Here is a 26,927-nt window from a genome sequence, read left to right on the forward strand (position 1 = left end):
GACGGAGGGTGCAGTGCGTCGCAGGTCGAGGGCCCGGCAGGACGCTCGACGGTTCCCGCGGACGCGGCGCTGGCTGCGGCGGATCGGCATCGGCTTCCTGGTGCTGGTCGTGGTGCTCGGATGCGTCTACTGGGCGCTCCCGAAGGGCCCGCGCGACCCGATGGACTTCGACAGCCCCAAGGGCGAGACCCGGACGATGGCGACCGGCACGGAGTACGCCGTGGTGGCCGGCACGCCGTGGGCGGCGGAGGCGATGCGCGACGTGCTCGAGGCCGGCGGCAACGCCGCCGACGCGGCGATCGCCGGCCTGCTGACGCTCAACGTCACCTTCGGCGAGGCCGCGAGCTTCCCGGGTGTGGCGCCGCTGCTCTTCCGCGACGGGCGCACCGGCGAGGTCAGCAGCTACACCGGCGCCGGCACCGCCCCGGCGGCGGCCACGCTGGAGAGGTTCCGCGACCGCGACTGGGACGAGGTCCCGGAGATGGACGTGTGGGCGCAGCTGCTCCCGGCCTCGCCGGACGTGCTGGTCTCGCTGCTGCGCGACCACGGGACGATGGCCTTCGCCGAGCTCGCGGCGCCGGCGATCGAGCTCGCGCGCACGGGCTTCCCGGTCCACGAGGTGATGGCCCACAACCTCGACTTCTCGCTCGTGGAGCGGATCGGCTTCCAGGTGCTGATGCCCTACAACGCCCACGAGTTCACGAAGGGCGAGTGGTGGCGGCCGATCCACGTCGGCGACCGGTTCAAGCGGCCGGACCTCGCCGAGACCCTCGAGGCGCTGGGCGCGGCCGAGACCGCGGCGCTCGAGGCCGGCGGCGACCGCGAGGCGGGCCTGCAGGCCGTGCGTGACCACTTCTACGCGGGACCGCTCGCCGAGGAGATCGTCGAGCTGCAGGAGGAGGAGGACGGGCTCATCACCGCCGCGGACCTCGCCGGCTACGCGGGGGAGTGGGAGGAGCCGCTCGCGTCGGACTTCCACGGCAGCACGATCCGCACCAACCGCACCTGGAACCAGGGGATCGTCGTCCCGATGGCGCTCGAGATCCTCGAGGGCATCGACCTGGAGGCGATGGGCTGGGGCTCGGAGGAGTACGTCCACACCGTGCTGCAGGCCATCGACCTGGCGATGGCCGACCGCGAGGCGTACGTCGCCGACCCGGCGTACGTCGACGTGCCGGTCGCCGAGCTGCTCTCGCCCGAGCACGCAGCCGAGCGCCGCGCGCAGATGGGCGAGACGTCGTACGACGGCATGCCGGCCGCCGGCGACGTGGCGACCGCCGCCCGGCCGCACGTCCCGGACCCGCTGCTCGGCAAGGACACCACCCACCTGGCGGTCGTCGACGCACGGGGCGACTCGGTGACGCTGACGCCGAGCGACTTCCCGCTGACGCCGATGGTGCCGGGGACGGGGATGAACCTCGGCAACCGGATGACCCAGTTCAGCCTCGACCCCGACAGCCCCAACCGGCTGGAGCCGGGCAAGCGGCCGCGGATCACCCCGCACGCGGTGATGGTCGACGAGGCCGGCGGCGGGCAGATCTCGCTCGGCACGCCGGGCGGCGACGTGCAGGCGCAGACCAACCTCCAGGTGCTGCTCAACATCCTGGTGTGGGGGATGGACTTGCAGGAGGCCGTCGAGGCGCCCCGGTTCATGTCGTTGAACTTCCCGAGCTCGTTCACCCCGCACGTGACCGAGCCGCACGGCATCAAGCTCGAGGCGCCGCTCGACGACGAGCTCCACGACGCGCTCGAGGCGCGGGGCTACGAGGTCGAGCGGCTCGACCGGTGGGACCACGAGCTCGGCGGGGTCGGCATCGTCCGGCGGCTCCCGGGCGGGCGGGTCGAGGCCGGCGCCGACCCGCACGAGAGCACCACCGCGTTCGCCCGCTGACGGCGGCTCGAGGTCACAGCGTCGAGGCGCGGGCGACCAGCTCGGGGGTGAACGTGACCTGCTGGTGGCGGTGGTCGGGGTTGGTCGACTCGTCGAGCACGAGCGAGGCGGCGGTCCGCCCCAGCTGGTGCCGCGGCTGGCGCACCGAGGTGAGCGGCACCGCGGCGGCGGCCGCGAACTCGATGTCGTCGTAGCCGACGATCGCGAGGTCGCCCGGCACCGACCGGCCGCTGCCGATCGACTGCTGGAGCAGGCCGAGCGCGAGCAGGTCGTTGACGCAGAACGCCGCCGTGGGCCGGCGCCGCGCGGCCAGCCCGGCCAGGCGCTCGCCCGCGGAGCGGCCCTCCGCGACGGTCATCGCGTCGGTCTCGAGCGGCACCAGGTCGTCGGGGTCGAGGCCCGCGTCGGTCCAGGCGGCCCGCGCCCCGGCGTACCGGTCCTGGACCTGCCCGATGCTGGTCGGACCGCCCACGACCGCGATCCGGCGGTGGCCGCGGTCGACGAGGTGCTCGACGGCCAGGCGGCCGCCCAGGACGTCGTCGACGGCGACGGTGCAGAAGTCCTCGAGCCGGCGGGTGCGGTCGACCACGACGATCGGGGTGCCCCGGCGGGCGACCTGGTCGAGCGCGGCGGCGTCGGGGTCCACCGGGGTGATCAGGATGCCCTGCACGCGCTGCTGCTCGAGCAGGGTCAGGTGTGCCGCCTCGCGGTCGGCGCGGTTGGCGCTGTTGCAGAGGAACAGCGAGAGGTCGGCGTCGTCCGCGGCGTCGTCGATGCCGGCGGCGACGTCGGTGAAGAACGGGTTCCCGGCGTCGAGCACGACGTAGGCGAGGGTGCGGCTCTTCCCGACCCGCAGCTGGCGCGCCGACTCGTTGCGGACGAAGCCGAGCTCGGCCATCACCCGCTCGACCCGCTCGCGGGTCCCCGGGCTGACCCGGTCGGGCCGGTTCAGCACGTTCGAGACGGTCCCCAGCGAGACGCCGGCCGCGGCGGCGACGTCCCTGCGCGTCGCCGCGGAGCTCGCCGGGCGGGCCCCGACGGTCGTCCACGTCGTCGGCGGCGGGTCGCAGAACCACCTCCTGTGCCAGCTCACCGCCGACGCGACCGGCCTGCCGGTGCTCGCCGGCCCGTCGGAGGCGGCCGCGCTGGGCAACGTGCTCGTGCAGGCCCGCTCGCTCGGCGCCCAGCTGCCGGACCTGGCCGCGATGCGCGACCTGGTGCGTCGTACCCACGAGCTGCACCGCTTCGAGCCGCGCCCTGGCCTGGACTGGGACGCCGCGGAGCAGCGGCTGCTGGCGGGGGACGTAGCGTGAGCGGCATGCGCGTCGCGTTGATGGTGACCTGTGTCAACGACGCGATGTTCCCCGAGACCGGCAAGGCGGTCGTGCGGCTGCTGCGGCGGCTCGGGGTGGACGTGGACTTCCCGGCCGCGCAGACGTGCTGCGCGCAGCCGATGGTCAACACCGGCTACCTCGACGAGGCGGTGCCCGTCGTGCGGACCTTCGTCGACGCGTTCGCGGGGTACGACGCGGTCGTCACGCCGAGCGGGTCCTGCGCCGGGTCCGCCCGGCACCAGCACGGGCTGGTGGCCCGCCGCTCGGGTGACGCCGGCCTGGCGGCCGCGGTCGCGGAGACCTCGCCGAAGGTCCACGAGCTCTCGGAGTTCCTCGTCGACGTGCTGGGCGTGACCGACGTCGGGGCGTACTTCCCGCACACGGTGACCTACCACCCGACGTGCCACTCGCTGCGGATGCTCGGGGTGGGGGACCGGCCCCGGCGGCTGCTGGAGAGCGTGCGGGGGCTGCGGCTGGTCGACCTGCCCGGGGCCGAGCAGTGCTGCGGGTTCGGCGGGACGTTCGCGGTGAAGAACGCCGACACCTCGGTGGCGATGGGCGCGGACAAGGCCCGCCACGTCCGCGGGACCGGCGCGGAGGTGCTGGTGGCCGGGGACAACTCCTGCCTGATGCACGTCGGCGGCGTGCTGTCGCGCCAGCAGGCCGGCGTACGGGTGATGCACCTGGCCGAGATCCTCGCCTCGACCGAGGAGGACGCGGCGTGAGCGGGACCTTCGTGGGGATGCCGGCGTTCCCGACCGCGGCCCGGGCGGCGCTGGCCGACACCCAGCTGCGGCACAACCTGGCCCACGCCACCGGCACGATCCGCGCCAAGCGGGCGGCCGTCGTCGGCGAGGTCGAGGAGTGGGAGGACCTGCGGCTCGCGGGCGCGGCGGTCAAGGAGGCCGCGCTGCGCGACCTCGACACCCACCTCGTCCGGCTCGAGGAGTCGCTGACCGCCCGCGGCGCGACCGTCCACTGGGCCCGCGACGCGGCCGAGGCCAACGAGGTCGTCGCCCGGATCGCCCGCGACCACGGCGCCGAGGAGGTCGTGAAGGTCAAGTCGATGGTCACCCAGGAGATCGGCCTCAACGAGGCGCTCGCCGAGCACGGCATCGCCGCCTGGGAGACCGACCTGGCCGAGCTGATCGTGCAGCTCGGCGACGACCTGCCCAGCCACATCCTGGTGCCGGCGATCCACCGGAACCGGGCCGAGGTCCGCGAGATCTTCCTGCGCGCGATGGGCGAGGTCGGGCGGCCGGCGCCGGCGGACCTGACCGACGAGCCGGCCGTGCTGGCGGGCGCGGCGCGCGAGCACCTGCGGGAGAAGTTCCTGCGCGCCAAGGTCGCGGTCTCCGGCGCGAACTTCGCGGTCGCCGAGACCGGCACGCTCGTGGTGGTGGAGTCCGAGGGCAACGGCCGGATGTGCCTGACGCTGCCCGAGGTGCTCGTCAGCGTCGTCGGCATCGAGAAGGTCGTGCCGACCTTCGCCGACCTCGACCCGCTGCTGCGGCTGCTGCCGCGGTCCTCGACCGGCGAGCGGATGAACCCCTACACCTCGACCTGGACCGGCGTCACCCCCGGTGACGGCCCGCAGGAGGTGCACGTCGTGCTGCTCGACAACGGCCGCACCCGCGCGCTGGCCGACGACGTCGGCCGCCAGGCGCTGCGCTGCATCCGGTGCTCGGCGTGCCTCAACGCCTGCCCGGTCTACGAGCGCACCGGTGGGCACGCCTACGGCTCGGTCTACCCGGGCCCGATCGGCGCGATCCTCAACCCGTTGATGAAGGGCACCGGCCGGCCGGGCCTCGAGGGGGAGCAGACCGACTCGCTGCCGTACGCCTCGTCGCTGTGCGGCGCCTGCTTCGAGGTCTGCCCGGTGCGCATCGACATCCCCGAGGTGCTGGTCCACCTGCGCTCGAAGGTGGTCGACGGCCACCGCGACGACACCGTCCCCAAGGCCGAGGCGCTGGCGATGCGGGCGGCGGCCTGGTCCTTCGGCGACAGCCGCCGGCTGGGCTGGGTCGAGCGGGCGTCCGGCGTCGCCGGGCGGGTGCTGACCCGCTTCGGACGTACGACGCTGCCGGGCGGCCGCTCGGCAGCCGGCCGGATCCCCGGCCCCGGCGCCGCGGCGTGGACCGGTGCGCGGGACCTGCCCGCCCCGCCGCGGGAGTCGTTCCGCGCCTGGTGGCGACGAACCGATGGAGGCCGCTCGTGAGCAGCGCACGCGACGAGATCCTCGGGCGCGTGCGCGCGGCCCTCGACGGGGTCGACCGGACCGCGCCCGAGGCGCCTGCGCCGCGGGTCGCGCCGGTCGCCGACCTGGTCGGGCACTTCGCCGACCGCGTCGAGCACTACCGGGCCGTCGTCGAGCGGTGTGCGCCGGCCGATCTCGAGGACGTCGTCGCTGCCGCGCTCGGCCGGCACCTGCCCGGCGGGTCCGGCACGGTCGTGGTGCCGCCGGGCCTGGCCTTCGACGTCGCGGGTGCGGTGGTCGACACCGGCCTGTCCGCCCTCGAGCTGGACCGCGTCGACGCGGTCGTCACCGAGGCCGCCGTCGGGGTCGCCGAGACCGGCACGATCGTGCTGGACCACGGCCCCGGCCAGGGGCGCCGCGCCCTCACGCTCGTGCCGGACCGGCACGTGTGCGTCGTCCGCGCCGAGCAGGTCGTCCCCGACGTCCCCGACGCCCTCGACCGGCTCGACCCGCGCCGCCCGCTCACCTGGATCAGCGGCCCCTCGGCCACCAGCGACATCGAGCTCGACCGCGTCGAGGGCGTCCACGGCCCCCGCACGCTGCACGTCGTCGTCGTCGACCCGGCCTGACCCCCGGCCCCGGCCGGCGAGGAGCCTCAGCCCATCGCGGCCATGTCCATGTGCACGATCTCCCACAGGTGGCCGTCGGGGTCCCGGAAGGAGCCGCCGTACATCGGGCCGTCGCCGGTCCGCTCGTCGGTGTCCGTGGCGCCGGCGGCCGCGGCCCGCGTGCAGAGCTCGTCGACCTCCTCGCGGCTCTCGGCCGAGAGGCAGACGAGCACCTCGGTGCCGCTGCCGGCGGAGGTCGTCGCGTGGAAGGAGTGGAAGAACTCCTCCTGCAGCAGCATCGCGTTGCAGAGCTCGTTGAGGACCAGGCACGCGGCCTTGCCGTCGCTGAACTGCTCGTCGAACTCGAAGCCGAGCGCGGTCCAGAAGTCGCGGGCCCGCTGGACGTCGGCGACGGGCAGGTTCGTGAAGATCATGCGGCTCATCGGGTCTCCTGGGTGCTCGGTGGTGGAGGTGCTGGGTGATGCCGGTGGAGACCTCGCAGCCGCTCCGGACTTATCGGTCGCGGGGGAGGAGCGCCTCCGCTACCCTCCCAACAAACAGTCACGCCTGACTTTTTCTTGGCGTGGTCCGACGGATCGATGGAGGCCGCATGAGCGAGTCCGACCTGCCCACCCAGCTCGCCGGGTTCGCCCGCGTGGTGCGCGCCGCCGCCGACGTACGTGCACCGCTCGCGCTCGCGCAGGACCTCGTCGCCGACCTGGCGGGGTACGCCGCGTGGCTGAGCATGCACGCGTCGTTCCGGGGCTCGCCGCCGGAGGTCGCCACCGCCGGCGACACCTTCGAGGAGCAGGTCACCCTCATGGGGATCCCGGCCGACATCGCCTGGACGGTCGTCGAGGCCGACGCCGGGCTGGTCGCCCTCGACGGCACCGGCCCGATGGACCTCACCCTCGGGCTGCGCATCTCCGTGACCGGTGAGGACGGCGCGGTCCGCGTCGCCGTCGAGGCCGGCATCGGCGGGGACCCGGTCGAGGGGCCGCTCGGCGCGACGGTCGCCGCGAGCGTCGAGGAGGCGCTCACCGAGTCCGCGACGCGGTTCGCCGCCCGGGCCGCCGAGCTCGCCGCCGACCCGGCCACCTCCGCGGGCGGCCGGTTCCCGCGGCGCACGGTCGTCCACGAGCGGACCGGCACCCGCCTGGACCCCCGCACCCCCGTGCTCGTCGGCGTCGGCCAGGTCGCCCAGCGCGAACCGGACCTCGGCGCGCCCCAGGACCCGGTCGCGCTGGCCGTCGAGGCGCTGCGCCGCGCCGGTGCTGACAGCGGCGCGGGCGAGGAGCTGCTGCGCGCGGCCGACGCGGTGTACGCCGTCGCGAGTGCGTCGTGGACCTACCGCGACGCCGCCGCGCTCGTGGCCGAGGCGCTCGGTGCCGAGCCCGACGAGACCGCGATGTCCGCGCCGTACGGCGGTGACGCCGGCCAGGTGCTCATCAACGCCGCCGGCCAGGCCGTCGCCGACGGCGCCGCCGACGTGGTGCTCGTCTGCGGCGCCGAGGCAGGCGCGACGCTGGCGGCCGCACAGAAGCAGGGCATCGACCTGGACTGGCCGACCCAGCCGGCCGACGTCGCGCCGGACCGGGTGATCGGCAGCGACCGGGAGGCCAACAACGGGCCCGAGACGGCGGCCGGCCTCAGCGTGCCCGTCTACACGTACGCGCTGATGGAGTCCGCGGTCCGCGCCAGGGCCGGCGAGACCCCCGAGGAGCACCGCCGCACCATCACCGGCCTGTGGTCGCGTCTCTCCGAGGTCGCCGCCGGCAACGAGCACGCCTGGCTGCCGAAGGCGTTCACGCCGGAGGAGCTGGCCACCCCCGACGCCGGCAACCGGATGATCAGCGAGCCCTACCCGAAGCTGCTGTGCGCGAACCTGACCGTCGACCTCGCCGCCGGCGTGGTGGTCACCAGCGTCGCCGCCGCGGAGGCGCTCGGGGTGCCCCAGGACCGGTGGGTCTTCCTGCACGCCGGCGCGGCGGCGTACGACGAGTGGTTCGTCTCGGAGCGGCGCGACCTCGCGGCCTCGCCGGCGATCCGGGCGGTCGGGGAGGCGGCGTTCGCGCATGCCGGCATCGGTCCCGACGACGTCGACCACGTCGACCTCTACTCCTGCTTCCCGGCAGCGGTGCAGATCGCCGCGGAGGAGCTCGGCTTCCCGCTCGACGACGCCGAGCGGCCGCTGTCGGTGACCGGCGGGCTGACCTTCGCGGGCGGTCCGGGCAACAACTACGGCACGCACGCGGTCGCGACGCTGGTCGGGCGGCTGCGGGCGGAGCCGGAGTCCTACGGGCTGTCGACCTCGCTCGGGTGGTTCGTCACCAAGCACGCGCTGGGCATCTACTCCGCGACGCCGCCGCGCGCGCCGTACCGCGCCCTCGCGCCGGTGCTGCTCCCCGAGCGCTCGCGCCCGGCGCTCGACACCTGGTCGGGGCCGGGCGTCGTGGAGGCGGCGACCGCCCAGTACGACCGCTCCGGCGCGCCCGAGCACGCGATCCTCTCCGTGCTGACCCCCGCCGGGGAGCGGGTGCTGGTGCGCTCCGCGCAGGCCGAGGTGCTCGAGCAGGTCGTCGGCGGCGACCCGCTGCACCTGCCGGTCGAGGTCTCCGACGCCAAGACGCTGCGGTTCACCGGCACCGAGCGCCAGGAGCTGCCCGAGCCGCCCGAGCCGTCGGTCCTCGCCGAGCGCCGCGGGTCGGTGCTGGTGATCACGATCAACCGGCCCGAGCGGCGCAACGCGATCGACCTGCGCACCGCCCAGCTGCTCGAGCGGGTGGTCGACGCCTTCGAGGCCGACGACGAGCTGCGGGTGGCCGTGCTGACCGGTGCGGGCGGGACGTTCTCGGCCGGGATGGACCTCAAGGCGGCCGCCGCCGGCTCGTTCGCGCTCACCGACAAGCGCGGCCCGCTGGGGATCTCCGCCCTGTCGATCGCCAAGCCGGTCATCGCCGCCGTCGAGGGCCACGCGCTGGCCGGCGGCTGCGAGCTCGCGCTCGTCGCCGACCTGGTCGTCGCCTCGCCCGACTCGCAGTTCGGCATCCCCGAGCCCAAGCGCGGGCTCGTGGCCGCGGCCGGTGGCGTGCTGCGGCTCACCGAGCGGCTGCCCCGGAACGTCGCCATGGAGCTGGCGCTCACCGGCAACCCGATGCCCGCCACCCGGATGGCCGAGCTCGGCCTGGTCAACCGGCTGGCCGAGCCCGGCGCGGTGCTCGACGCCGCGCTCGCGCTGGCCGAGGAGATCGTCGCGAACGCCCCGCTCTCGGTCGCCGCGAGCCGCCGGATCGTGCTCGAGTCGCCCTCGTGGTCGCCCGAGGAGGCCTTCGCCCGCCAGAGCGACCTCGCGGGCGTGGCGATCATGTCCGAGGACGCCGCCGAGGGGATCGCCGCCTTCGCCGAGCACCGCGACCCGGTCTGGAAGGGCCGCTGACCGAGCCGCTAGCCAGCGGCCCGCCCGGCCGGTCGCGCCTCGCGTGACAAGCGCGGCCGGGCCGCTTGCCGGGCCAGCGGGCGACGTCAGGACCAGGCCTCGACGGCCCGCTCGAGGTTGACCCAGACGGCGGCGGCGGGCAGGTGCTTGTCGTCGGCGCCGGCCAGCCGGGCGACGAGCAGGCCGAGGTCGGCGACGCAGCGCTCGGCGTCGGCGGTGGGCACGGCGGCAGCGTCCTCCTCGCGCGGGTCCTCCTCGGCGCTGCGCAGCATGACCGCCACGGCTCGCAGCGCGCGGGCCATGGTCTCGCGCAGCTCCGCCGCGGGTCCCTCGTCGGCGTGGACCGACGCGCGCTCGTCCGAGACCAGCACGAAGACCTCGTCGACGCAGCCGGCGAGCCGCTCCAGCGCCCGGGCCTGGGCGTAGCGGCGATCCGCGGTCTGCGACCAGTGGCCGGCCCGCCAGTTGGCCCGGCGGGCGTCGTTGGCCTCGGCGACGAGCGCACGCAGCTCGGTCAGGTGCGGCTCGATGCGGCGCCGCTGGTGCTCCCAGGACGAGCCGTCCATCAGGTCCTCGGCGAGCAGGCCGTCGGCGAGGTCGTCGAGCTCGTCGGCGAGGCGGTGCCGCAGCCGCGCCTGCGCCCGGGCCACCGGCGCCAGGGGCAGCTGCGGGACGAGCACGTTGACGGCGGTGGCCACCAGCGCGCCGAAGGCGGTGAGGCCGACGTACGCCGCGACGTACGCCTCCGGGTCGTGCCCGCCGATGACCAGCACGAACAGCGCCGCCACCAGCACCCACCCGCCCATCGAGCCGAGCGCCCGGATGCCCGCGAGCAGTGTGGCGACGGCGATGGTGAGGACGAGCGCCAGCCAGCCGGGGGCGTCGAGCAGCCCCACCGACCCCGCCACGGCGGCGCCGACCGCGATCGCCCCGACGGCCTGGACCGAGGTGCGGACCGAGCCGACGACCGTGGTGGACATCGCGACGGCCGCGCCCATCGGCGCGTAGTAGGGGTAGTCGCCGATGGGGCCGCTGAGCGGCTGCACGAGCAACCACGCGAGCCCCGCCGCAACGGCCGTCTTGAACGACAGCAGCAGGCGCGGGTGGCTCCAGGTCGCCGCCCGCAGGTCGCGCCAGAGGTCGCGCCAGGAGTCGGGGGATCGCATCGGGACCCGGTACCCGACCTGGGACGACCGTCACCCGCAGGGGTGAGCATCGTCACATCACCCGCTTGGCACGGTAGGGACATGGACTCGGGGACTCAGGGCGGCACGGTGGCGTTGCGGACGATCGAGCGCGGGGAACGGCGCGAACGCCCCGCCTTCTGGTACGACGAGGCGGGCGCCCTGCGCGACGACGTCACCGCGGTCGCGTCGGTGCTCGCCGACCAGGGCTACGACCTCGACGCGATCGCCGGATGGTTCACCGAGCCGAACGCCGGCCTGCCCGGCCGGGCCGCCCCCGTCGACCTGCTGCCCGCCCACGTCGGGCGGGTCCTCGCCCTCGCCGGCTCCGCCCGGCCCTGCGGCCGGCCCTGACCCCGGGGTCGACCCCTGGCCCGCCCCAACCCCGCTGATCACCCGGCGGGCGGGCCTGGCGCGTCGCCGCTGGACCGCGCGGGGTGCTCGAGCTGCACCGCGACGTCGACCACCGCCACCTGCTGCTCGGGGGCTCCTCGATGACCGACGACGACGTCGTGCGGCTGGCCCAGGAGGTGCAGGTGCACCGCGAGGGCACGCGATCGAGGGGGAGGTGGGCACCGTGCTCGACGTCGACATCGACGTCGACCCGGCCCGCGGCGAGCTGTGGGCCGGTCGGCTGCGCTGGCTGACCCTGCCGGGGGAGAGGATCGAGGAGCGCGCGCGGTCGCTCGAGGTGTTCCACGACGCGGTCGCGGCCCGCGCCTCCGACGACGCCCGCTGGCAGGTCGACCCGCGGTTCGCGGGCCACCTGGACGAGGACGGCCGGGACCTGGCGGCCGTGGTGCGGCGCCTGTGGGAACGGGCCGGCGGCCGCGGCACGGGCCAGGAGCGGCGCCCGCTGGTGGCCGCGCTCGACGCCCTGGGAGCCGGGCAGGAGTGGTCGTCGGTCTCGTCGCATAGGCTCCCGCCGCGGCACGGCGGAAGGAGACCTCGTGGGCCGACGGCGCGACCTGTTCGACGAGGGCACCCCCGTCGGGCGGCTGATGGCCGCCACCGACTGGGCGGCGACCCCGGTCGGCGAGCCCGAGACCTGGCCGGAGACGCTGCGCGTGCTGGTGCGCACGGCGCAGTCCTCGCGCTACCCGATGCTCATCCTCTGGGGCGACCAGTTCACCCAGATCTACAACGACGCCTACTCCGGCCTCATCGGCGACCGCCACCCGGCCGCGATGGGTGGCGACTGCCGCGTCACCCTCTCGGAGGGCTGGCCGGTGCTCGGCCCGCTCATCGCCGAGGCGATGGAGACCGGGGTCGCGAGCTGGGTGCCCGCGCTGCAGCTGCTGCTCGAGCGGGCCGGCTACCGCGAGGAGGCGTACTTCAGCGTCAGCCACGCCCCGGCCGAGGACGACGAGGGCGTGACCCGCGGCGTGCTCACCGTCTGCTCGGAGGTCACCGAGCAGGTGGTGGGCGAGCGCCGACTGCGGCTGCTGCAGGCCGTGACGCTGGCCGACGACACCACGGTGCCGGTCGACGAGGTCGCGACGCGCGTGCTCGCCGCGATCGAGGAGCAGCCGCTCGACGTGCCGTTCGTCGGGCTCTACCTGCGCTCCGGTGACCGCCTGCGCCGGGTCGCCGCCTCGATCGAGGGCCTGCCCGCCGACCTGCCTGCCGACCTGCCTGGCGACCTGCCCGCCGATGCAGACGGGGCCGCCGACGACCCGTGGGGGATCGCCGCCGCGGCCCGCGGTGCCGCCACGAGCGTCGCGGTGCCGGCCGGCACGCGGGTGCTCGGGGGCGCCTTCGGCGAGCCGGTCACCGAGGCGGTGGCGATCCCGATCCCCTCGGCCGACCCGCGCACCCCGCTGGGCGTCCTCGTGTCCGGCGTCTCGCCGAGCCGGGCGCTCGACGACCTGTACCGCTCCTTCCTCGGCCTGCTCGCCCAGCAGGTCGGCACCGCCCTGCGCAACGCCCTGGCCTACGAGGAGGAGCGCGCCCGCGCCGAGGCGCTGGCCGAGCTGGACCGGGTGAAGACGGAGTTCTTCACCAACGTCAGCCACGAGTTCCGCACGCCGCTGACGCTCATGCTGGGCCCGCTCGGCGACGCGCTCGAGGACGTCGACGACCCGCTGTCCGCGGTGCAGCGCGAGCGCGTCGGGACCGCGCTGCGGGCCTCCCGGCGGCTGCTGAAGCTGGTCAACAACCTGCTGACCTTCTCCTCGCTCGAGGCGGGCGCCGCCTCCACCGATCCCGAGGTCGTCGACCTCGCCGAGCTCACCGGCGACGTCGCCAGCGGGTTCCGCGCCGCCGTCGAGCGCGGCGGGCTGTCCCTGGACGTCACCTGCGCCGAGCTCCCGCCGACGGTCCTCGACCCGGTGCACTGGGAGACCATCGTCACCAACCTGCTCTCCAACGCCTTGAAGTTCACCTTCGCCGGCGGCATCGCGGTCCGGCTCGACGCGGGCGAGGCGACCGGCGAGGCGGCCGGCGAGGTGACCGGCGAGGAGGTGCGGCTCGTCGTCGCCGACACCGGCGTCGGCATCCCCGCCGAGGACCTGCCCCGGCTCTTCGACCGGTTCCACCGGGCCCGGGGCGCGCGCTCCCGCAGCCACGAGGGCTCCGGCATCGGGCTGGCGCTCGTCGGCGAGCTGGTCGCCCTGCACGGCGGCACGGTCGAGGTCGAGAGCACGGTCGGCGTGGGGACGACGTTCACCGTCCGGCTGCCGGCGCGGCCGGCGCCCGCCGCTCCCACGAGTCCCGGCAGCCCGGTGGAGAGCAGCCCGGTGGCCGGACCGCGGCTCACGGCGGCCGTCGAGGAGGCCGAGTCGTGGGTGCCGGTCGTCGAGCCCGGCGCGCCCGCCCGGCCCGGCGGCGTACCGACGCCCACCGACGGCGACCGGACGCGCGTGCTCGTCGCCGACGACAACGCCGACATGCGCGAGCACGTCACCCGCCTGCTCGAGGGGGAGGGCTGGGAGGTCACGGCCGTGCCCGACGGGCAGGCGGCGCTGGAGCGCGCCCTGCACGACGTCCCGGACCTCCTGCTGACCGACGTGATGATGCCGCGGCTCGACGGGTTCGAGCTGGTCCGCGCGCTCCGGGCGGACCCGCGCACCGCGACGCTGCCGATCGTGGTGCTCTCGGCGCGCGCCGGCGAGGGGGCGTCGGCCGAGGGCCTGGACCTGGGCGCCGACGACTACGTCGTGAAGCCGTTCCTCAGCTCGGACCTGCTCGCGCGGCTGCGGACCACCCTCCGCCTGGCCCGCCAGCGGACCCAGCACGTTGCGCAGCTCCACGAGCTCGCCGACGCCGCGGCGCTCATCACCTCGGGCCGGCGGCTCGACGACGCGCTCGGCAGCCTGGTGGAGCAGGTGCGGGTGCTCCTGCCGGCCGACGAGGTGGTGCTGACGCTGGCCGCCGACGACGGCGGGCCCGACGTGGTGTACGGCGCGGGTGCCTCGAGCCCCACCGCGGACCGGCTGACGGCCACCGTGCGCGGGCGTGGCGAGCGACGGCTCGGCACGATCGAGGTGCGCCTGCCTGCAGCCGCCGCGCTGCAGCCGCAGCGGCGGGCGATGCTCGAGCCGGTCACCCGCGTGCTCGCCGCGGTCATCGAGGAGGGCTGGCACGCCGAGCGGGACGTCGCGGTCGCCTCCACGCTGCAGCAGGCGCTGCTGCCCGACCGGCTGCCCGACGTCCCGGGGCTGCGGCTGGCCGCGGCGTACCGACCTGCGGAGCGCTCCGTGCAGGTGGGCGGCGACTGGTACGACGTGCTCGCGCTGCCCGACGGACGGGTGGCGCTGTGCATCGGCGACGTCGCGGGCCAGGGCCTGACCAGCGCGCTGGTCATGGGGCAGCTGCGGACCGCCGTGCGCGCCTACGCGCTGGAGGGCCTGAGCCCGACCGAGAGCGTCGCGGCGCTGGACGAGCTGATGGACCGGATGCCGGGGGCGTCGTTCACCACGATGTTCCTCGGCCACCTCGACGTCGTCTCCGGCGTGCTCACCTGGTGCAACGCCGGGCACCCGCCGCCGGTGGTGCTCGCGCCGGACGGCCGGGCCGAGGTGCTGGGGGGCGAGGTGACCCCGCCGCTGGGCGCGGCGTTCGGCCTGGCCCCGGCCGAGGGCCGCACGCAGGTGCCGGACGGCGCGTCGCTGGTGGCCTACACCGACGGGCTCGTCGAGGATCGCGAGACCCAGCTGGACGGCGGACCCGAGCGGCTCGTGGAGCTGCTCCGGCACCGGGCCGGGAGCGAGGTGGGTCAGCTCGTCGACGACGTGCTCGGCCTGCTCGCCGGTCGCGAGCGCACCGACGACGTGGCGGTGCTGGTCCTGCAGCGCGCTCCGGGGGCCGCGCCCCGGCCGGTGCTCGTGCCGCTGGAGCTCGAGCTGGACCTGCCGCTCGCGGCGGAGGCCTCGGGCCGCGCCCGTCGCGAGGTCCGGCCGCGCCTGCTGGCCGCCGGCCTCGACGAGCGCGACGTCTTCGAGGTGCTGGTCAGCCTCACCGAGGCGGTCAACAACGCCGTCGAGCACGCCGTGGCGCCCACCCGCGACCGGGTGCTGGTGCGGGTGGCCGTCGACGACGTCGAGCGGCGGGTCCGCGTCGAGGTCCAGGACTTCGGCCGCTGGCGCGAGCGCGGGCCGAGCATGGACCGCGGCCACGGCGCCGCCCTGATGAGCGCCGCCGGCGAGGTCCGCGTGGTCCCCGGCGAGAGCGGCACGACCGTCGTCCTGGAGCGCGTCGTCTGATCCTGCGGCGCCGCCGCCCCGGACCGGGCAGGATCGCGGGCATGGCGACCACGCTCACGACCCTCCCGCCCGGCGAGCACGGCCTGCTGGCCGCGCGGCCGGGGCCCGACCTGGCCGCGGCCGGGTACGCCGAGTCCGAGCTGGTCGCGGCCGGCAGCGCCCGCTCGTTCGCCGCCGACGACCTCCCGCAGGACGGCCGGTGGACGTTGGCCGGGCGCGACCGCGCGGACTTCGCGACCCGGGTCGTGCTGCGCGCGCCGGCCGACCCGGCGACGTACAGCGGGACGCTGGTGGTGGAGTGGCTCAACGTCAGCTCCGGCACCGACGCGGCGCCCGACTGGACCTACCTCGCCGACGAGGTCGTCCGGCGGGGGCACGCCTGGGCGGGCGTCTCCGCGCAGCACATCGGCGTGATGGGCGGCGTCTCCGCGGTCGGGCTGGGTGCGCCGACCGCCGGGCTGCGGGGGCAGGAGCGGTACGCCGCGCTGCACCACCCGGGCGACGCCTACGCCTACGACGTCTTCACCGAGGTCGCCGGCGCGCTCGTCGAGCACCTCGGCGCGACCCTGGGCGAGGTCACCTGCCTGCTCGCGATCGGCGAGTCCCAGTCGGCGTACGCGCTCACCACCTACGTCGACGGCGTCCAGCCGCTCACCGGCCGCTTCGACGGGTTCCTCGTCCACTCCCGCGGCGGCGCCGCGATGCCGCTCGGCGAGCCGGGGGAGGCCGTCGACATCGCGAGCTTCCGCCTCGGCGCGCCCACCCATGTCCGTGCCGACGTGGCCGTCCCGGTCGTCGTGGTGCAGACCGAGACCGACCTGACCGGGCGGCTGGCCTACCTGCCGGCGCGGCAGCCCGACGCCGAGCGGGTGCGCCTGTGGGAGGTGGCCGGGACCGCGCACGCGGACAAGTTCCAGATCGGCGACTTCGAGGAGTACCTCACCTGCCCCCGGCCGGTGAACCGCGGCCAGCAGGCGTACGTCGTCCGCGCGGCGCTGCGCCACCTCGAGACCTGGGCGCGGGGCGGGCCGGCCGCGCCGAGCGCCGCGCGGCTCGAGGTCGAGGACGGCCGGTTCGTCCTCGACGGCTCGGGCAACGCGCGCGGCGGGATCCGCACCCCGGCGGTCGACGCGCCGACCCAGGTGCTCGCCGGCGACACCGAGCCGGGCGCGCCGGCGATCTGCGAGCTGTTCGGCAGCACGCTGCCGCTGGCCCCCGGCCGGGTCGCCGAGCTGTACGCCGACGTGGCGTCGTACCTGCAGGCCTACGAGCGGGCCACCGACGCGGCGATCGCCGCAGGGTTCGTGCTCGCCGACGACCGTGACGAGCTGCTCGCCGAGGCCCGCCCGGACCTGGTCGAGGAGGGCCTGGCGACCGGCTCGCTCAGGCCGCCCAGCGCGGGACGATGAAGACGCCCTCGGCCTCGACGGTCACGCCGTCGGGGTCGGCGAGGGTCGCGACGACGAAGACCTTGCGGCCCTCCTCGCGGTCGATGCGGCTCTCCAGCCGCACCGGCCCGAGCGGCGTGCTGCGGACGTAGCGCATCGTGAGCGTGCCGGTGAAGGTCACCCGCTTCCGGGCGCTCGCGGTCACGCCCATGACGTGGTCGAGCAGCAGCGCGCCGACGCCGCCGTGGACCATCCCGGGCGGCCCTTCGTACGCCGCGCCGAGCAGCGTGTCGGCGTGCACCAGCCCGTCGGGGTCGCGCACGACGTCCAGCGGCGGCGCCAGGGCGTTGCGCTCGCCGACCACGGCGTTGCCCCAGCTCCACGTGCGGCCCTCGGCGTTGTAGCGGACCCCCGCCGCGCCCTCGATCTGGCGCGCGCGCAACCGCGCGACGAGGGCGTCGACCTCGGCGCGGACGGCCGCGACCTCCTCGTCGTCGACGGTCGTGCGGATCGTCGCGTCGACCAGCTCGCGCACGCTGTCGGCGAGCGGGCGGTGGACCGCCTCGAGCCGGTCGACCTCGGCGGTCGAGAGGTCCTCCTCGACGAAGATCGAGGCGTAGCCGGACGAGGGCGCCTCGCCCGCCGGCGCGCTCACGCCGGGGCCGCCTGCACCGGGAAGATCGGCAGCGACCGGCGCGGCTCGAAGGCGAACGACGCGCCCGTGCTGATCCGGGTCACCGCCACCTCGTCGTGCTCGCGGGCCGGCTCGTCGCGGGTGAGCACGACCGCGGTCCACGCGTCGTCGTCGCCGGCGACCTCCACGTCCAGCAACGGGCTCACCCCGCGCACCGCGGCGCGCAGCGGCTCGGGGGAGCCGGGACCGACCAGCGAGACCCATGCGCCGTCCTCGTGCGCCGCGGACGACGAGACCGCGAGCGTCCCGGAGCCGAACGACGCCTCGACGTACGCCGCCGGGTTGAGCAGCGGGTGGAGCCGCAGCACCTCCACCGCGCCGTCGGCGTCGGCGGGCAGGTCGAGCGCCCGGCGGATCCGGTCGGCGGCGACGCCGGCGATGCCGACCAGCTGCCGGGTGGCGATGGTGCGGTGCTGGGCCCGGCCGGCCTCGTCGTCGCCGGTGCGGGCGCGCAGCGCGATGAGGAACGCCAGGTCGAGCAGGTGCATCTGCAGGCAGACCTCGTCGGCGATCCGGACGAGCGCGGAGTGGCTGAACGCGGCGAAGTCAAGGTCGTCCAGCAGCGGCCCGCGGTAGTCGGGCGTGCCCTCGTCCCCGGGGTCGACGGGGTCCAGCTCGAGGGTGGCGGCCCGCGAGCGCGCGTTGACCGCGAGCGCGGGGATGCCCTCGACGGGCGGGTACGACGGGTCGATCCGCACCGTCCACGCGCAGTGCGGCTGCCGGTCGGCCGGCACCCGCGGCGGGCGGTGCAGCGGGCGCACCTGGGCGCGTGGGTTCGTCGCGACCGCGGTGGCGTCGAAGGTCGGGTCCTCGATCGTGTGGCACATCGAGCGGACGTAGTCCGGACCCATCGGCTCGACGTCCATGAGCGCGCCGCAGTGGTCGAGGTGGAACTCGCCGTGCCAGCGGTCGTGGACGGCGTACCGGAAGTCCATGAACTGCGGGGGAGCGCCGATGTCGAGCTGCAGCCCCTTGAAGATCGTGACGACGTCGCCCTCGCCCGGTGGCGCGGCGTACCCCAGCGCCTGCTGCATCCGGCGGGTGTAGATCGGCGAGGCCGCGGCCCACTCCTCGATGGCGATCTGCGCCATCTCCTCGCGGCCGAAGGCGGAGATGCACCACGCCATCCCGGACCGGTCGATGAGCTGGCCGATCAGCAGCAGCTCGGGCACGAGTGTCGCGAGCTGGGCGCGGGAGAGATCGGCGTACCGGCTGGGCATGCGGGCATCGTCGGCCACCTCGGGAAGGGTGTCAACAGTGTTGACCCCAGGCGGGCTTTTCCACGGAACCGGTTGACGTAGGTCACATCTCGGGCCATGTTGACGCGCGTCGAGTGATCTGGAACACGTTCCAGTCCGAGCGAGCGGGAGGACCCAGGCATGGCGGAGAACGTCCAGCAGATGGTGCGGGAGCGGGCCGAGGACGACGGCGTCGCGATCCGGTACGGCGACCGCACCTGGACGTGGCGCGAGCACGTCGCGGAGGCCGGCGCGGAGGCGTCCGCGATGCTCGGCGTCGTCGACCCCGGGCGGCCGGTGCACGTCGCCGTGCTGCTCGGCAACACCCCGGACATGCTGCGGTCGATGGCCGCGGCCGCGCTCGGCGGGTACGTCCTGTGCGGGGTCAACACCACCCGCCGCGGCGCCGGCCTGGCCGCCGACGTGCGCCGGTGCGACGCCCAGGTGCTGCTCACCGACGCCGAGCACCGCCCGCTGCTCGAGGGGCTCGACCCCGAGGCCGACCTCGGCGGCGTCCGGGTCGTGGAGGTCGGCTCGCCCGAGTACGCCGCGCTGGTCGCGGAGGCGGGCCCGCTCGTGCCGCACCGCGAGGTCGAGGCGATGGACACCTTCATGATGATCTTCACCTCCGGCACCAGCGGTGAGCCCAAGGCCGTGCAGGTGGCGCACCTGATGGTGCTGTTCTCCGGGCTCAACCTGGTCGAGCGGTTCGGGCTGGGCGCCGACGACGTCTGCTACCTCTCGATGCCGCTGTTCCACTCCAACGCGGTCGTCGCCGGCTGGGCGCCGGCGGTCGGCTCGGGCGCCACGATGGTGCCCGCGAAGTTCTCCGCGTCGCGGTTCCTCGACGACGTGCGGCGCTACGGCGTGACGTACATGAACTACGTCGGCAAGCCGCTCGCCTACGTCCTCGCCACCCCCGAGCGCCCCGACGACGCCGAGAACACGCTGCGCGTCGCGTTCGGCAACGAGGCCAGCGACCGCGACATCGAAGAGTTCTCGCGGCGGTTCGACTGCGACGTCATGGACGGCTTCGGCTCCACCGAGCTGGCGATCATCATCCTGCGCGAGCCCGGGACCCCCTCCGGCTCCATCGGCAAGGGCATGCCCGACGTCGGGATCTACGACCCCGAGACCGTCACCGAGTGCGAGGTCGCGCGGTTCGACGAGCACGGCGCGCTGCTCAACGCCGACCGGGCCGTCGGCGAGCTGGTCAACACCCAGGGCGCCGGCTACTTCCAGGGCTACTACAACGACGCGTCGGCCAACGAGGAGCGGATGCGGCACGGGATGTACTGGTCCGGCGACCTGGCCTACCGGGACGAGGACGGCTGGATCTTCCTCGCCGGTCGCACCGCGGACTGGATGCGCGTCGACGGCGAGAACCTGGCCGCGGCCCCCATCGAGCGGATCCTCCTGCGCCTGCCGCAGCTCAACCGGGTCGCGGTGTACGCCGTCCCCGACGCCAATGTCGGCGACCAGGTCATGGCCGCGATCGTCCTCCAGGACGACGCCACGCTGACCCCGGCCGACCTCGAGGCGTTCCTCGCCGAGCAGCCCGACCTCTCCCCGAAGGCGTGGCCGCGCTTCGTCCGCATCGCCCCCGACCTGCCCGCCACGGCCACCAACAAGGTCGTCAAGCGCGAGCTCATCGCCCAGGGCCCCACCGCCGGCAACGGCGAGCTGTGGGTGCGCGAGGAGCGCGGCCGGTCCTACGCCCCCGCCGACGCCCCCGTCCCCGCCTGACGCGCCGATACCCGCCGAGCTACTGGGTGAAGTGCTGCGTCCGGCCTCGCGACCTGCGCGAATGCACACGCGGCGATGACTTCGACCAGTACTTCGGCGGGAACCGCGAAGCGCTTGCGCTCGGCCAAGAACACGTTCTAGATTGGACAGGTGTCCAGTTATGTGTCCAATGCTCCTCGTCAAGAGCTCGGCTCGCGCCGGGCGGGAACGGTCGAGCGGCTGTTCGCGGCGGGCGCGGAGGAGCTGGACGAGGTCGGCCACGAGGCGCTGACGATCCGGTCGGTGGCCGGGCGGGCGAGGGTCTCGCCGGCGACGGCGTACACCTACGTCGCCTCCAAGAACCACCTCTTCGCCGAGCTGTTCTGGCGCTACCTCGCCGAGGACGCCGACCACGAGCCGCGGGGCGCGGACGCCGTGGCGCGCGTCCAGGACGTCACCCGCCGGCTGGCGGCGCGGCTGGCGGCCAGCCCGGCGCTCGCCGCGGCGGTCACGCCGGCGCTGCTCAGCTCCGACGCCGACGTCGCCCGGCTGCGGCTGCGGATCGGCGGGGAGTTCCTGGACCGGTTCTCCCGGGCGCTGGGAGAGGACGCCGACCCTGCCGTGCTCGAGGCATTGGTGCTGGCGTTCTCCGGGGCGCTGCTGCAGGCCGGCATGGGCGTCATGACCTACACCGACATGGGCGAGCGGCTCGACGCCGTCGTCGCCGCGATCCTGGAGGGCCACGCGTGACCACCCACCCGACCGAGCAGTCCGTCGCGCCGAGCCCGCGGTCGTTCGACCCCTACGACTACGACTTCCACGAGGACCCCTACCCGACGTACGCCTGGCTCCGCGCCCACGAGCCGCTTCACCACAACCCCGAGCTCGACCTGTGGGCGCTGACCCGGCACGCCGACATCGCTGACGCACTGCGCACCGAGGGCACCTACTCCAACTCCTACGGCGTCGCGATCGAGAAGTCGGCCTGGGGACCCGACGCCCACAAGGTGATGTCGATCCTCGGGATGGACCCGCCTCGGCAGAAGCGGATGCGCGCACTGGTCTCGCGCGGGTTCACGCCACGGCGCGTCCACGACCTGCTCCCGCGCATCCAGGAGCTCACCGACCGCTACCTCGCCGAGTGCCTCGAGAAGGGCGAGATCGACTGGATCGCCGACTTCGCCGGCAAGCTCCCGATGGACGTCATCTCCGAGATGATGGGCGTCCCGGCAGAGGACCGGGCGGAGGTACGTCGCCAGGCCGACATCGTCGTCCACCGCGAGGACGGGGTGTACGACGTGCCGCCGGCCGGCGCCGAGGCGTCGCTGTGGATGGTCTCCTACTTCCTCGACATGGTCGCCCAGCGGCGGAGGCGTCCATCGGACGACCTGACCAGCGCGCTCATCGAGGCCGAGATCGAGGGCGAACGGCTCACCGACGAGGACGTGATCGCGTTCCTCTTCCTGATGGTGGTCGCCGGCAACGAGACGACCACCAAGCTGCTCGGGCACGCGGTCTTCCACCTCACGCGCCACCCCGAGCAGCAGACCATGGTCTTCGGCAGCGCGGGCGACGGCGACCTGGTCGCGCCGTGGGTGGAGGAGACACTGCGCTACGACACCTCCAGCCAGCTGCTGGCCCGCTACCTGCTGCGCGACGTCGAGCTCCATGGCCGGGTCGCCCCGCAGGGCTCGAAGCTGCTGCTCTGCCTGGGCTCGGCCAACCGTGACGAGACGGTCTTCAGCCGGCCCGCGGAGTACGACGTCACGCGCGACCCCGAGGAGCTGGGCCGCATCCTGTCCTTCGGCGGCGGCCGCCACTTCTGCCTCGGCGCCAACCTCGCCCGGCTCGAGGCGCGGGTGGCGCTGACCGCCCTGGTGCAGCGCGCCCGCTCCATCGAGGTCGACCACGACGCCTGCCGGCGGGTGCACTCGGTCAACGTCCGCGGCTTCGCAGTCGTCCCGATGACGGTGGTCCCCCGATGAGCGGACAGCAGAGCAAGTACGCCCAGCCCGACCGCCGGCCCGCGGTCGTCGCCGGCGCCTCGTCGGGCATCGGGGCCGAGACCGCCCGGGCCCTGGCTGCGGCCGGCTTCCCGGTCGCACTGGGCGCGCGGCGTACCGACCGCTGCGAGGAGCTGGCCGCCGCCATCCGCGCCGAGGGCGGCGAGGCCGTCGCCCACCCGCTCGACGTGGGCTCGGACGAGGCGGTCGCGGACTTCGCGGCCAAGGTGGCGGCGGACCTCGGCGACGTCGAGGTGGTCGTCAGCAACGCCGGCCTGGTCGGCCCCGGCCGGCTGCTCGAGGTCGGCACCGAGCGGTTCGCCCGCGAGCTCGACGTGAACCTCGTCGGGCCCTACCGGCTGGTGCAGGCCTTCGTGCCGGCGATGGTCGAGCGGCAGCGCGGCGACATCCTCTTCGTCTCCTCCGACGTCGCCGTCCGCGCCCGGCCGTTCATGTCGGCCTACAGCGCGAGCAAGTCCGGGCTCGAGGGGCTCGTGGAGTCCCTGCAGATGGAGCTCGAGGGCACCGGCGTGCGTGCCTCGGTCGTCCGTCCCGGCCCGACGTGGAGCGAGATGGGCAGCGACTGGGACGCCGACGAGGCGGCGTTCGTGCTCGATCAGTGGGTCCGCTTCGGCCTGGCCCGCCACCCGCACTTCCTCAAGGCGCGGGCCGTCGCCGACGCGATCGCCACCGTCGTCGGCGCTCCCCGCGGCGTCCACCTCAGCCCCGTCGACGTCAATCCCGAAGCACCCGTCCGATCCCAGGGGGACCCGTCATGACCACCACCACGCCGCGCGACCTCCTGGCCGACATCCCGGAGGTGTCGACGGTCCTCGACGACGGGAGCGCCGAGGTCCCGGAGATCATCCGCGGCACCGGCCACCTGCCGGAGATGCGCGTCGACCCGATCGGCCTGTTCCACCGGGTCCGCGAGGAGTGCGGCGACGTCGGCCGCTTCCGGCTGGCCGACAAGGACGTCGTGCTGGTGACCGGCGCCGAGGCCAACGAGGCGTTCTTCCGGGCGCCGGACTCCACGCTCGACCAGGCCGCGGCGTACCCCTTCATGACCCCGATCTTCGGCCAGGGCGTCGTGTTCGACGCCAGCCCCGAGGAGCGCCAGCAGATGCTGAAGAACCAGGCGCTGCGTGGCGACATGATGCGCGGCCACGCGCAGACGATCGAGGCCGAGATCCGCCGGATGGTCGCCGACTGGGGCGACGAGGGCGAGATCGACCTGCTCGACTTCTTCGCCGAGCTGACGATCTACACCACCTCCGCGTGCCTGATCGGCAAGCCGTTCCGCGAGGAGCTCGACAGCCGGTTCGCGCAGCACTACCACGAGCTCGAGCACGGCACGGACGCCATCGCGTACGTCGACGCGTACGCCGACATCGACTCCTTCCGCCGTCGCGACGCGGCCCGTGAGGAGCTGGTCGCCCTCGTCCAGGGGATCATCGACCGCCGCCGCGAGCGGGGGACCGTGCCGCGCGAGGAGCGCGACCTGCTCGACGTGCTGATCTCGCTGGACATGTCGGCGGACTACATCACCGGGATCTTCATCTCCATGATGTTCGCCGGGCACCACACCAGCAGCGGCACGGCGTCCTGGGCGATGATCGAGCTGATGCGCCACCCCGAGGTGATGGCGCAGGTGGTCGCCGAGCTCGACGAGCTGTACGCCGACGGCTCCGACGTGTCCTTCCAGGCGCTCCGCTCGATCCCGGTGCTGGAGTCGGCGCTCAAGGAGACCCTGCGGCTGCACCCGCCGCTGATCATCCTGATGCGCCTGGTCCAGGAGGACTTCGACCTGCTCGGCCGCACCATCCCGGCCGGCACCGTCGTGGCGTCCTCGCCGCGGGTCTCGAACCGGATCGAGGAGGACTTCCCCGACGCCGACGCGTTCGACCCGGGTCGGTACATCGACCCGCGCCAGGAGGACCTGCAGAACCGCTGGACCTGGATCCCGTTCGGCGCCGGCAAGCACCGCTGCGTCGGCAACGCCTTCGCGATGATGCAGATGAAGGCGATCTTCTCCGTGGTCCTGCGCGACTTCGCGTTCGAGCCCGCCCAGCCGCTGGAGTCCTACCGGGACGACGTCACCAAGATGGTGATCCAGCTCCAGCAGCCCTGCCGCGTCCGCTACCGCCGCCGGCCCGGGCGGTGAGTGGCCAGATGGGCGGCATGCGGGTCGTCGCCGACCTCGACATCTGCCAGGGCCACCAGCTCTGCCAGGGCGAGGCGCCCGACGTCTTCGGCTTCGACGAGGACGCCGACGTGGTCGTGCTCCTCGAGGAGCGCCCCGACGAGTCGCGCCGCGCCGACGTCACCCAAGCCGTCAAGTACTGCCCAGCCTTCGCGCTGGCGCTCGAGGAGGACCACGCATGACCGACCTGACCCGCGCCGAGCTCGAGGCCTTCTGGGACGGCTGGCTGGCCGTCAACCGCGAGGCCGAGCGGCTGGCCGACTGGCGCGTGCTGGCCGAGGAGTACGCCGAGGACGCCAGCTACGGCTGGATGTACTCCGTCGACGAGCACTTCATGGCCGTCGGCCGCGACCAGATCCGCGACTGGGCCATCGGCATCGAGATGGACGGCTTCGACGGCTGGCACTACGACTACGTCGCCACCGTGATGGACGAGAAGAACGGCATGGTCGTCGGGTTCTGGAAGCAGCGCTCGGGGATCGTCGACGACGCCACCGGGAAGGAGTACGAGATCCTCGGCATCGGCGGCTCGTGGTTCGGCATCGAGCGGCAGACGACCGGCGCGGACGCCGGGCAGCTGAAGATCGCCTGGCAGCGCGACTGGTTCGACATGCCGTCGACCGCGCACACGTTCATGGAGATCCTGAAGTCCGGCAAGGCGCCCGACTCGCTGCTGGAGCGGATGAAGGTCAGCGGCCACGGGGTGCCCGGGCACTACCACCACGCCGACATCCCCTCGCCGGTCTGGCCGCCACCGGTCGAGGCGGGGCTGCACGTGCGCCCCGAGCCCACGACGGGTACGACGGCATGAGCGGGCTGACCAACCCGCCGGCCCAGCAGCTGGTCGACGGCAAGCTGGTCCCGGCGAGCGACGGGGCGACGTACCCGATCCTCAAGCCCGCCACCGGCGAGGTCATCGGGCACGCGCCGGACGGCACCGCGGCCGACGTCGAGGCGGCGATCGCCGCGGCGCGCCGGGCCTTCGACGGGAGCGACTGGTCGACCGACGTCGCGCTCCGGGTCCGGTGCCTGCGCCAGCTGCACGCCGCGCTGATGGAGGAGGCCGAGGCGTTCAAGGCGTTGACCACCGCCGAGGTCGGCATGCCCGGGTTCATGATGGGCGCGGCCGGCTTCGACGTGCCGGTCGACGGGCTGCGGTGGGTGACCGACCTGCTGGAGTCCTACGAGTTCGAGACCGACCTCGGCGTCGCCACGCCGATGGGCATCGCGTCGCGGCGGACCGTGCGGCGCGAGGCGGTCGGCGTCGTGGCCGCGATCAGCCCGTGGAACGTGCCGACCCAGATCAACCTCGCCAAGATCGGCCCCGCCCTGGCCGCCGGCTGCACGGTCGTGCTCAAGCCCGCGCCGGACACCCCGTGGATCGCCGCGGAGCTCGGGCGGCTCGCCGCGGAGCGCACCGACATGCCGGCCGGCGTGCTCAACGTCGTCACGCCGCGCTCGAACGAGGTCGCGTCGGTCCTGGCCAGCGACCCCCGCGTCGACATGGTCTCCTTCACCGGCTCCACCGCGACCGGGCGCGCCATCATGGCCGCCGCCGCGCCGACGCTGAAGAAGGTGTTCCTCGAGCTCGGCGGCAAGTCCGCCGCGATCGCGCTCGACGACGCCGACGTCGCGTCGGTCGCCGGCGCGACGGCGTTCACCGCCTGCATCCACGCCGGCCAGGGCTGCGCGATCACGACCCGCCTGGTGGTCCCGCGCGAGAAGTACGACGAGGCCGTCCAGGTCGCCGCGGCGACGATGGAGTCCATCGGCGCGAAGGACCCGGCCGACCCCGGCGCGATCTGCGGGCCGGTCATCTCGCAGGTCCAGCGCGACCGGGTGGAGTCCTACCTGCGGCTCGCGGAGACCGAGGGCGGGACGTTCGCCACCGGGGGCCACGTCCTCGACCAGCCCGGCTACTGGGTCGCACCGACCGTCGTCGCGGGGCTCGACAACTCCTCGCGGCTGGCCCAGGAGGAGATCTTCGGGCCGGTGCTGGTCGTCATCCCGCACGACGGTGACGACGACGCCGTGCGGATCGCCAACGACTCGGCGTACGGCCTCTCCGGCTCGGTCGATTCCGGCTCTCTCGAGCGCGCCAAGGCCGTCGCCGACCGGATCCGCACCGGCACGCTCGCCGTCAACGGCGGCGTGTGGTTCAGCCCGGACGCGCCGTTCGGCGGCTACAAGCAGTCCGGCCTCGGCCGGGAGATGGGCGTCGCCGGCTTCGAGGAGTACCTCGAGGTCAAGACCATGGCCTTCCCGGCCTGACCGAACCCCCGCTGGTCGAGGAGGTTGCGCAGCAACCGTCTCGAGACCCCGT

At 74.6% G+C, this 26,927-nt stretch carries 23 protein-coding genes; 17 read left to right on the plus strand and 6 right to left on the minus strand.

Annotated features, from left to right (window positions below; all coding sequences use genetic code 11):
- Positions 1-13: 13 nt before the first annotated feature.
- On the plus strand, positions 14-1,891 hold the full coding sequence (locus QWY28_RS14650; protein ID WP_300953301.1) for a gamma-glutamyltransferase family protein: 1,878 nt from the start codon (positions 14-16) through the stop codon (positions 1,889-1,891).
- Positions 1,892-1,904: 13 nt separating this feature from the next.
- On the opposite strand, the gene QWY28_RS14655 is transcribed toward QWY28_RS14650, so the two are convergent.
- A complete protein-coding gene (locus QWY28_RS14655) occupies positions 1,905-2,846 on the minus strand; it encodes a LacI family DNA-binding transcriptional regulator (RefSeq protein WP_300953302.1) in 942 nt (313 codons plus the stop codon).
- Between QWY28_RS14655 and QWY28_RS14660 the strand changes: the two genes are divergently transcribed.
- The 4 genes from QWY28_RS14660 to QWY28_RS14675 are packed head-to-tail and all read left to right on the plus strand — an operon-like array spanning position 2,764 to position 6,051.
- Positions 2,764-3,204, plus strand: a complete 441-nt coding sequence (locus tag QWY28_RS14660; RefSeq protein ID WP_300953303.1) for an FGGY-family carbohydrate kinase — start codon at positions 2,764-2,766, stop codon at positions 3,202-3,204. The two genes, QWY28_RS14655 and QWY28_RS14660, sit on opposite strands and share 83 nt — an antisense overlap.
- Positions 3,205-3,209: 5 nt before the next feature.
- A complete protein-coding gene (locus QWY28_RS14665) occupies positions 3,210-3,950 on the plus strand; it encodes a (Fe-S)-binding protein (protein WP_300953304.1) in 741 nt (246 codons plus the stop codon).
- 17 nt (positions 3,951-3,967) lie between these two features.
- On the plus strand, positions 3,968-5,443 hold the full coding sequence (locus tag QWY28_RS14670; RefSeq protein WP_439117261.1) for a lactate utilization protein B: 1,476 nt from the start codon (positions 3,968-3,970) through the stop codon (positions 5,441-5,443).
- Positions 5,440-6,051: a LutC/YkgG family protein gene (locus QWY28_RS14675; RefSeq protein ID WP_300953306.1), complete on the plus strand. Its 612-nt coding sequence runs from the start codon at positions 5,440-5,442 to the stop codon at positions 6,049-6,051. Before QWY28_RS14670 ends, QWY28_RS14675 begins: the two co-directional genes overlap by 4 nt.
- 26 nt (positions 6,052-6,077) lie before the next feature.
- On the opposite strand, the gene QWY28_RS14680 is transcribed toward QWY28_RS14675, so the two are convergent.
- Entirely contained in the window at positions 6,078-6,473 is a 396-nt protein-coding gene (locus tag QWY28_RS14680) for a VOC family protein (protein ID WP_300953307.1), read from the minus strand.
- A gap of 167 nt (positions 6,474-6,640) precedes the next feature.
- Between QWY28_RS14680 and QWY28_RS14685 the strand changes: the two genes are divergently transcribed.
- Positions 6,641-9,466 (plus strand): crotonase/enoyl-CoA hydratase family protein, encoded by a 2,826-nt coding sequence (locus QWY28_RS14685; protein WP_300953308.1) that lies wholly within the window; start codon positions 6,641-6,643, stop codon positions 9,464-9,466.
- An 86-nt stretch (positions 9,467-9,552) separates the two neighbouring features.
- On the opposite strand, the gene QWY28_RS14690 is transcribed toward QWY28_RS14685, so the two are convergent.
- Positions 9,553-10,632: an FUSC family protein gene (locus tag QWY28_RS14690; protein WP_300953309.1), complete on the minus strand. Its 1,080-nt coding sequence runs from the start codon at positions 10,630-10,632 to the stop codon at positions 9,553-9,555.
- Between the two features lie 81 nt (positions 10,633-10,713).
- On the opposite strand from QWY28_RS14690, the gene QWY28_RS14695 reads away from it, so the two are divergent.
- Positions 10,714-11,004: a hypothetical protein gene (locus tag QWY28_RS14695; RefSeq protein WP_300953310.1), complete on the plus strand. Its 291-nt coding sequence runs from the start codon at positions 10,714-10,716 to the stop codon at positions 11,002-11,004.
- Positions 11,005-11,042: 38 nt separating this feature from the next.
- Here QWY28_RS14695 and QWY28_RS14700 read toward each other — a convergent pair whose 3' ends face one another.
- Positions 11,043-11,192: a hypothetical protein gene (locus QWY28_RS14700; protein WP_300953311.1), complete on the minus strand. Its 150-nt coding sequence runs from the start codon at positions 11,190-11,192 to the stop codon at positions 11,043-11,045.
- 408 nt (positions 11,193-11,600) lie between these two features.
- Here QWY28_RS14700 and QWY28_RS14705 point away from each other — a divergent pair, with 408 nt between their 5' ends.
- Positions 11,601-15,353 carry a SpoIIE family protein phosphatase gene (locus tag QWY28_RS14705; protein WP_300953312.1) on the plus strand — a complete coding sequence of 1,251 codons (3,753 nt, stop codon included), beginning with the start codon at positions 11,601-11,603 and terminating at the stop codon, positions 15,351-15,353.
- A 41-nt stretch (positions 15,354-15,394) separates the two neighbouring features.
- The gene (locus tag QWY28_RS14710) at positions 15,395-16,762 is read left to right on the plus strand and encodes an alpha/beta hydrolase domain-containing protein (protein WP_300953313.1); all 1,368 of its coding nucleotides are present in this window, start codon (positions 15,395-15,397) and stop codon (positions 16,760-16,762) included.
- Here the strand turns inward: QWY28_RS14710 and QWY28_RS14715 are convergent.
- Positions 16,737-17,396 (minus strand): PaaI family thioesterase, encoded by a 660-nt coding sequence (locus tag QWY28_RS14715; protein WP_300953314.1) that lies wholly within the window; start codon positions 17,394-17,396, stop codon positions 16,737-16,739. The genes QWY28_RS14710 and QWY28_RS14715 overlap by 26 nt on opposite strands.
- Positions 17,393-18,655: a hypothetical protein gene (locus QWY28_RS14720; protein WP_300953315.1), complete on the minus strand. Its 1,263-nt coding sequence runs from the start codon at positions 18,653-18,655 to the stop codon at positions 17,393-17,395. The genes QWY28_RS14715 and QWY28_RS14720 overlap by 4 nt, the downstream gene beginning before the upstream one ends.
- Positions 18,656-18,814: 159 nt before the next feature.
- On the opposite strand from QWY28_RS14720, the gene fadD1 reads away from it, so the two are divergent.
- The 8 genes from fadD1 to QWY28_RS14760 all read left to right on the plus strand — a co-directional run bounded on the left by fadD1 (position 18,815) and on the right by QWY28_RS14760 (position 26,875).
- Positions 18,815-20,419, plus strand: a complete 1,605-nt coding sequence (fadD1, locus tag QWY28_RS14725; protein WP_300953316.1) for a fatty-acid--CoA ligase FadD1 — start codon at positions 18,815-18,817, stop codon at positions 20,417-20,419.
- A 150-nt stretch (positions 20,420-20,569) separates the two neighbouring features.
- Positions 20,570-21,148 (plus strand): TetR/AcrR family transcriptional regulator, encoded by a 579-nt coding sequence (locus QWY28_RS14730; protein WP_300953317.1) that lies wholly within the window; start codon positions 20,570-20,572, stop codon positions 21,146-21,148.
- Complete coding sequence (locus QWY28_RS14735) at positions 21,145-22,383, plus strand: cytochrome P450 (RefSeq protein ID WP_300953319.1); 1,239 nt, start codon at positions 21,145-21,147, stop codon at positions 22,381-22,383. The genes QWY28_RS14730 and QWY28_RS14735 overlap by 4 nt, the downstream gene beginning before the upstream one ends.
- Entirely contained in the window at positions 22,380-23,180 is an 801-nt protein-coding gene (locus tag QWY28_RS14740; RefSeq protein ID WP_300953320.1) for an SDR family oxidoreductase, read from the plus strand. Before QWY28_RS14735 ends, QWY28_RS14740 begins: the two co-directional genes overlap by 4 nt.
- Positions 23,177-24,565: a cytochrome P450 gene (locus tag QWY28_RS14745; RefSeq protein ID WP_300953321.1), complete on the plus strand. Its 1,389-nt coding sequence runs from the start codon at positions 23,177-23,179 to the stop codon at positions 24,563-24,565. The genes QWY28_RS14740 and QWY28_RS14745 overlap by 4 nt, the downstream gene beginning before the upstream one ends.
- A gap of 8 nt (positions 24,566-24,573) precedes the next feature.
- A complete protein-coding gene (locus QWY28_RS14750; RefSeq protein ID WP_300953322.1) occupies positions 24,574-24,786 on the plus strand; it encodes a ferredoxin in 213 nt (70 codons plus the stop codon).
- Entirely contained in the window at positions 24,783-25,415 is a 633-nt protein-coding gene (locus tag QWY28_RS14755) for a hypothetical protein (protein ID WP_300953323.1), read from the plus strand. The genes QWY28_RS14750 and QWY28_RS14755 overlap by 4 nt, the downstream gene beginning before the upstream one ends.
- Positions 25,412-26,875 carry an aldehyde dehydrogenase gene (locus QWY28_RS14760; RefSeq protein ID WP_300953324.1) on the plus strand — a complete coding sequence of 488 codons (1,464 nt, stop codon included), beginning with the start codon at positions 25,412-25,414 and terminating at the stop codon, positions 26,873-26,875. Before QWY28_RS14755 ends, QWY28_RS14760 begins: the two co-directional genes overlap by 4 nt.
- Positions 26,876-26,927: the final 52 nt, after the last annotated feature.

Source organism: Nocardioides oceani (genome assembly GCF_030412965.1).
GTDB lineage: Bacteria > Actinomycetota > Actinomycetes > Propionibacteriales > Nocardioidaceae > Nocardioides > Nocardioides oceani.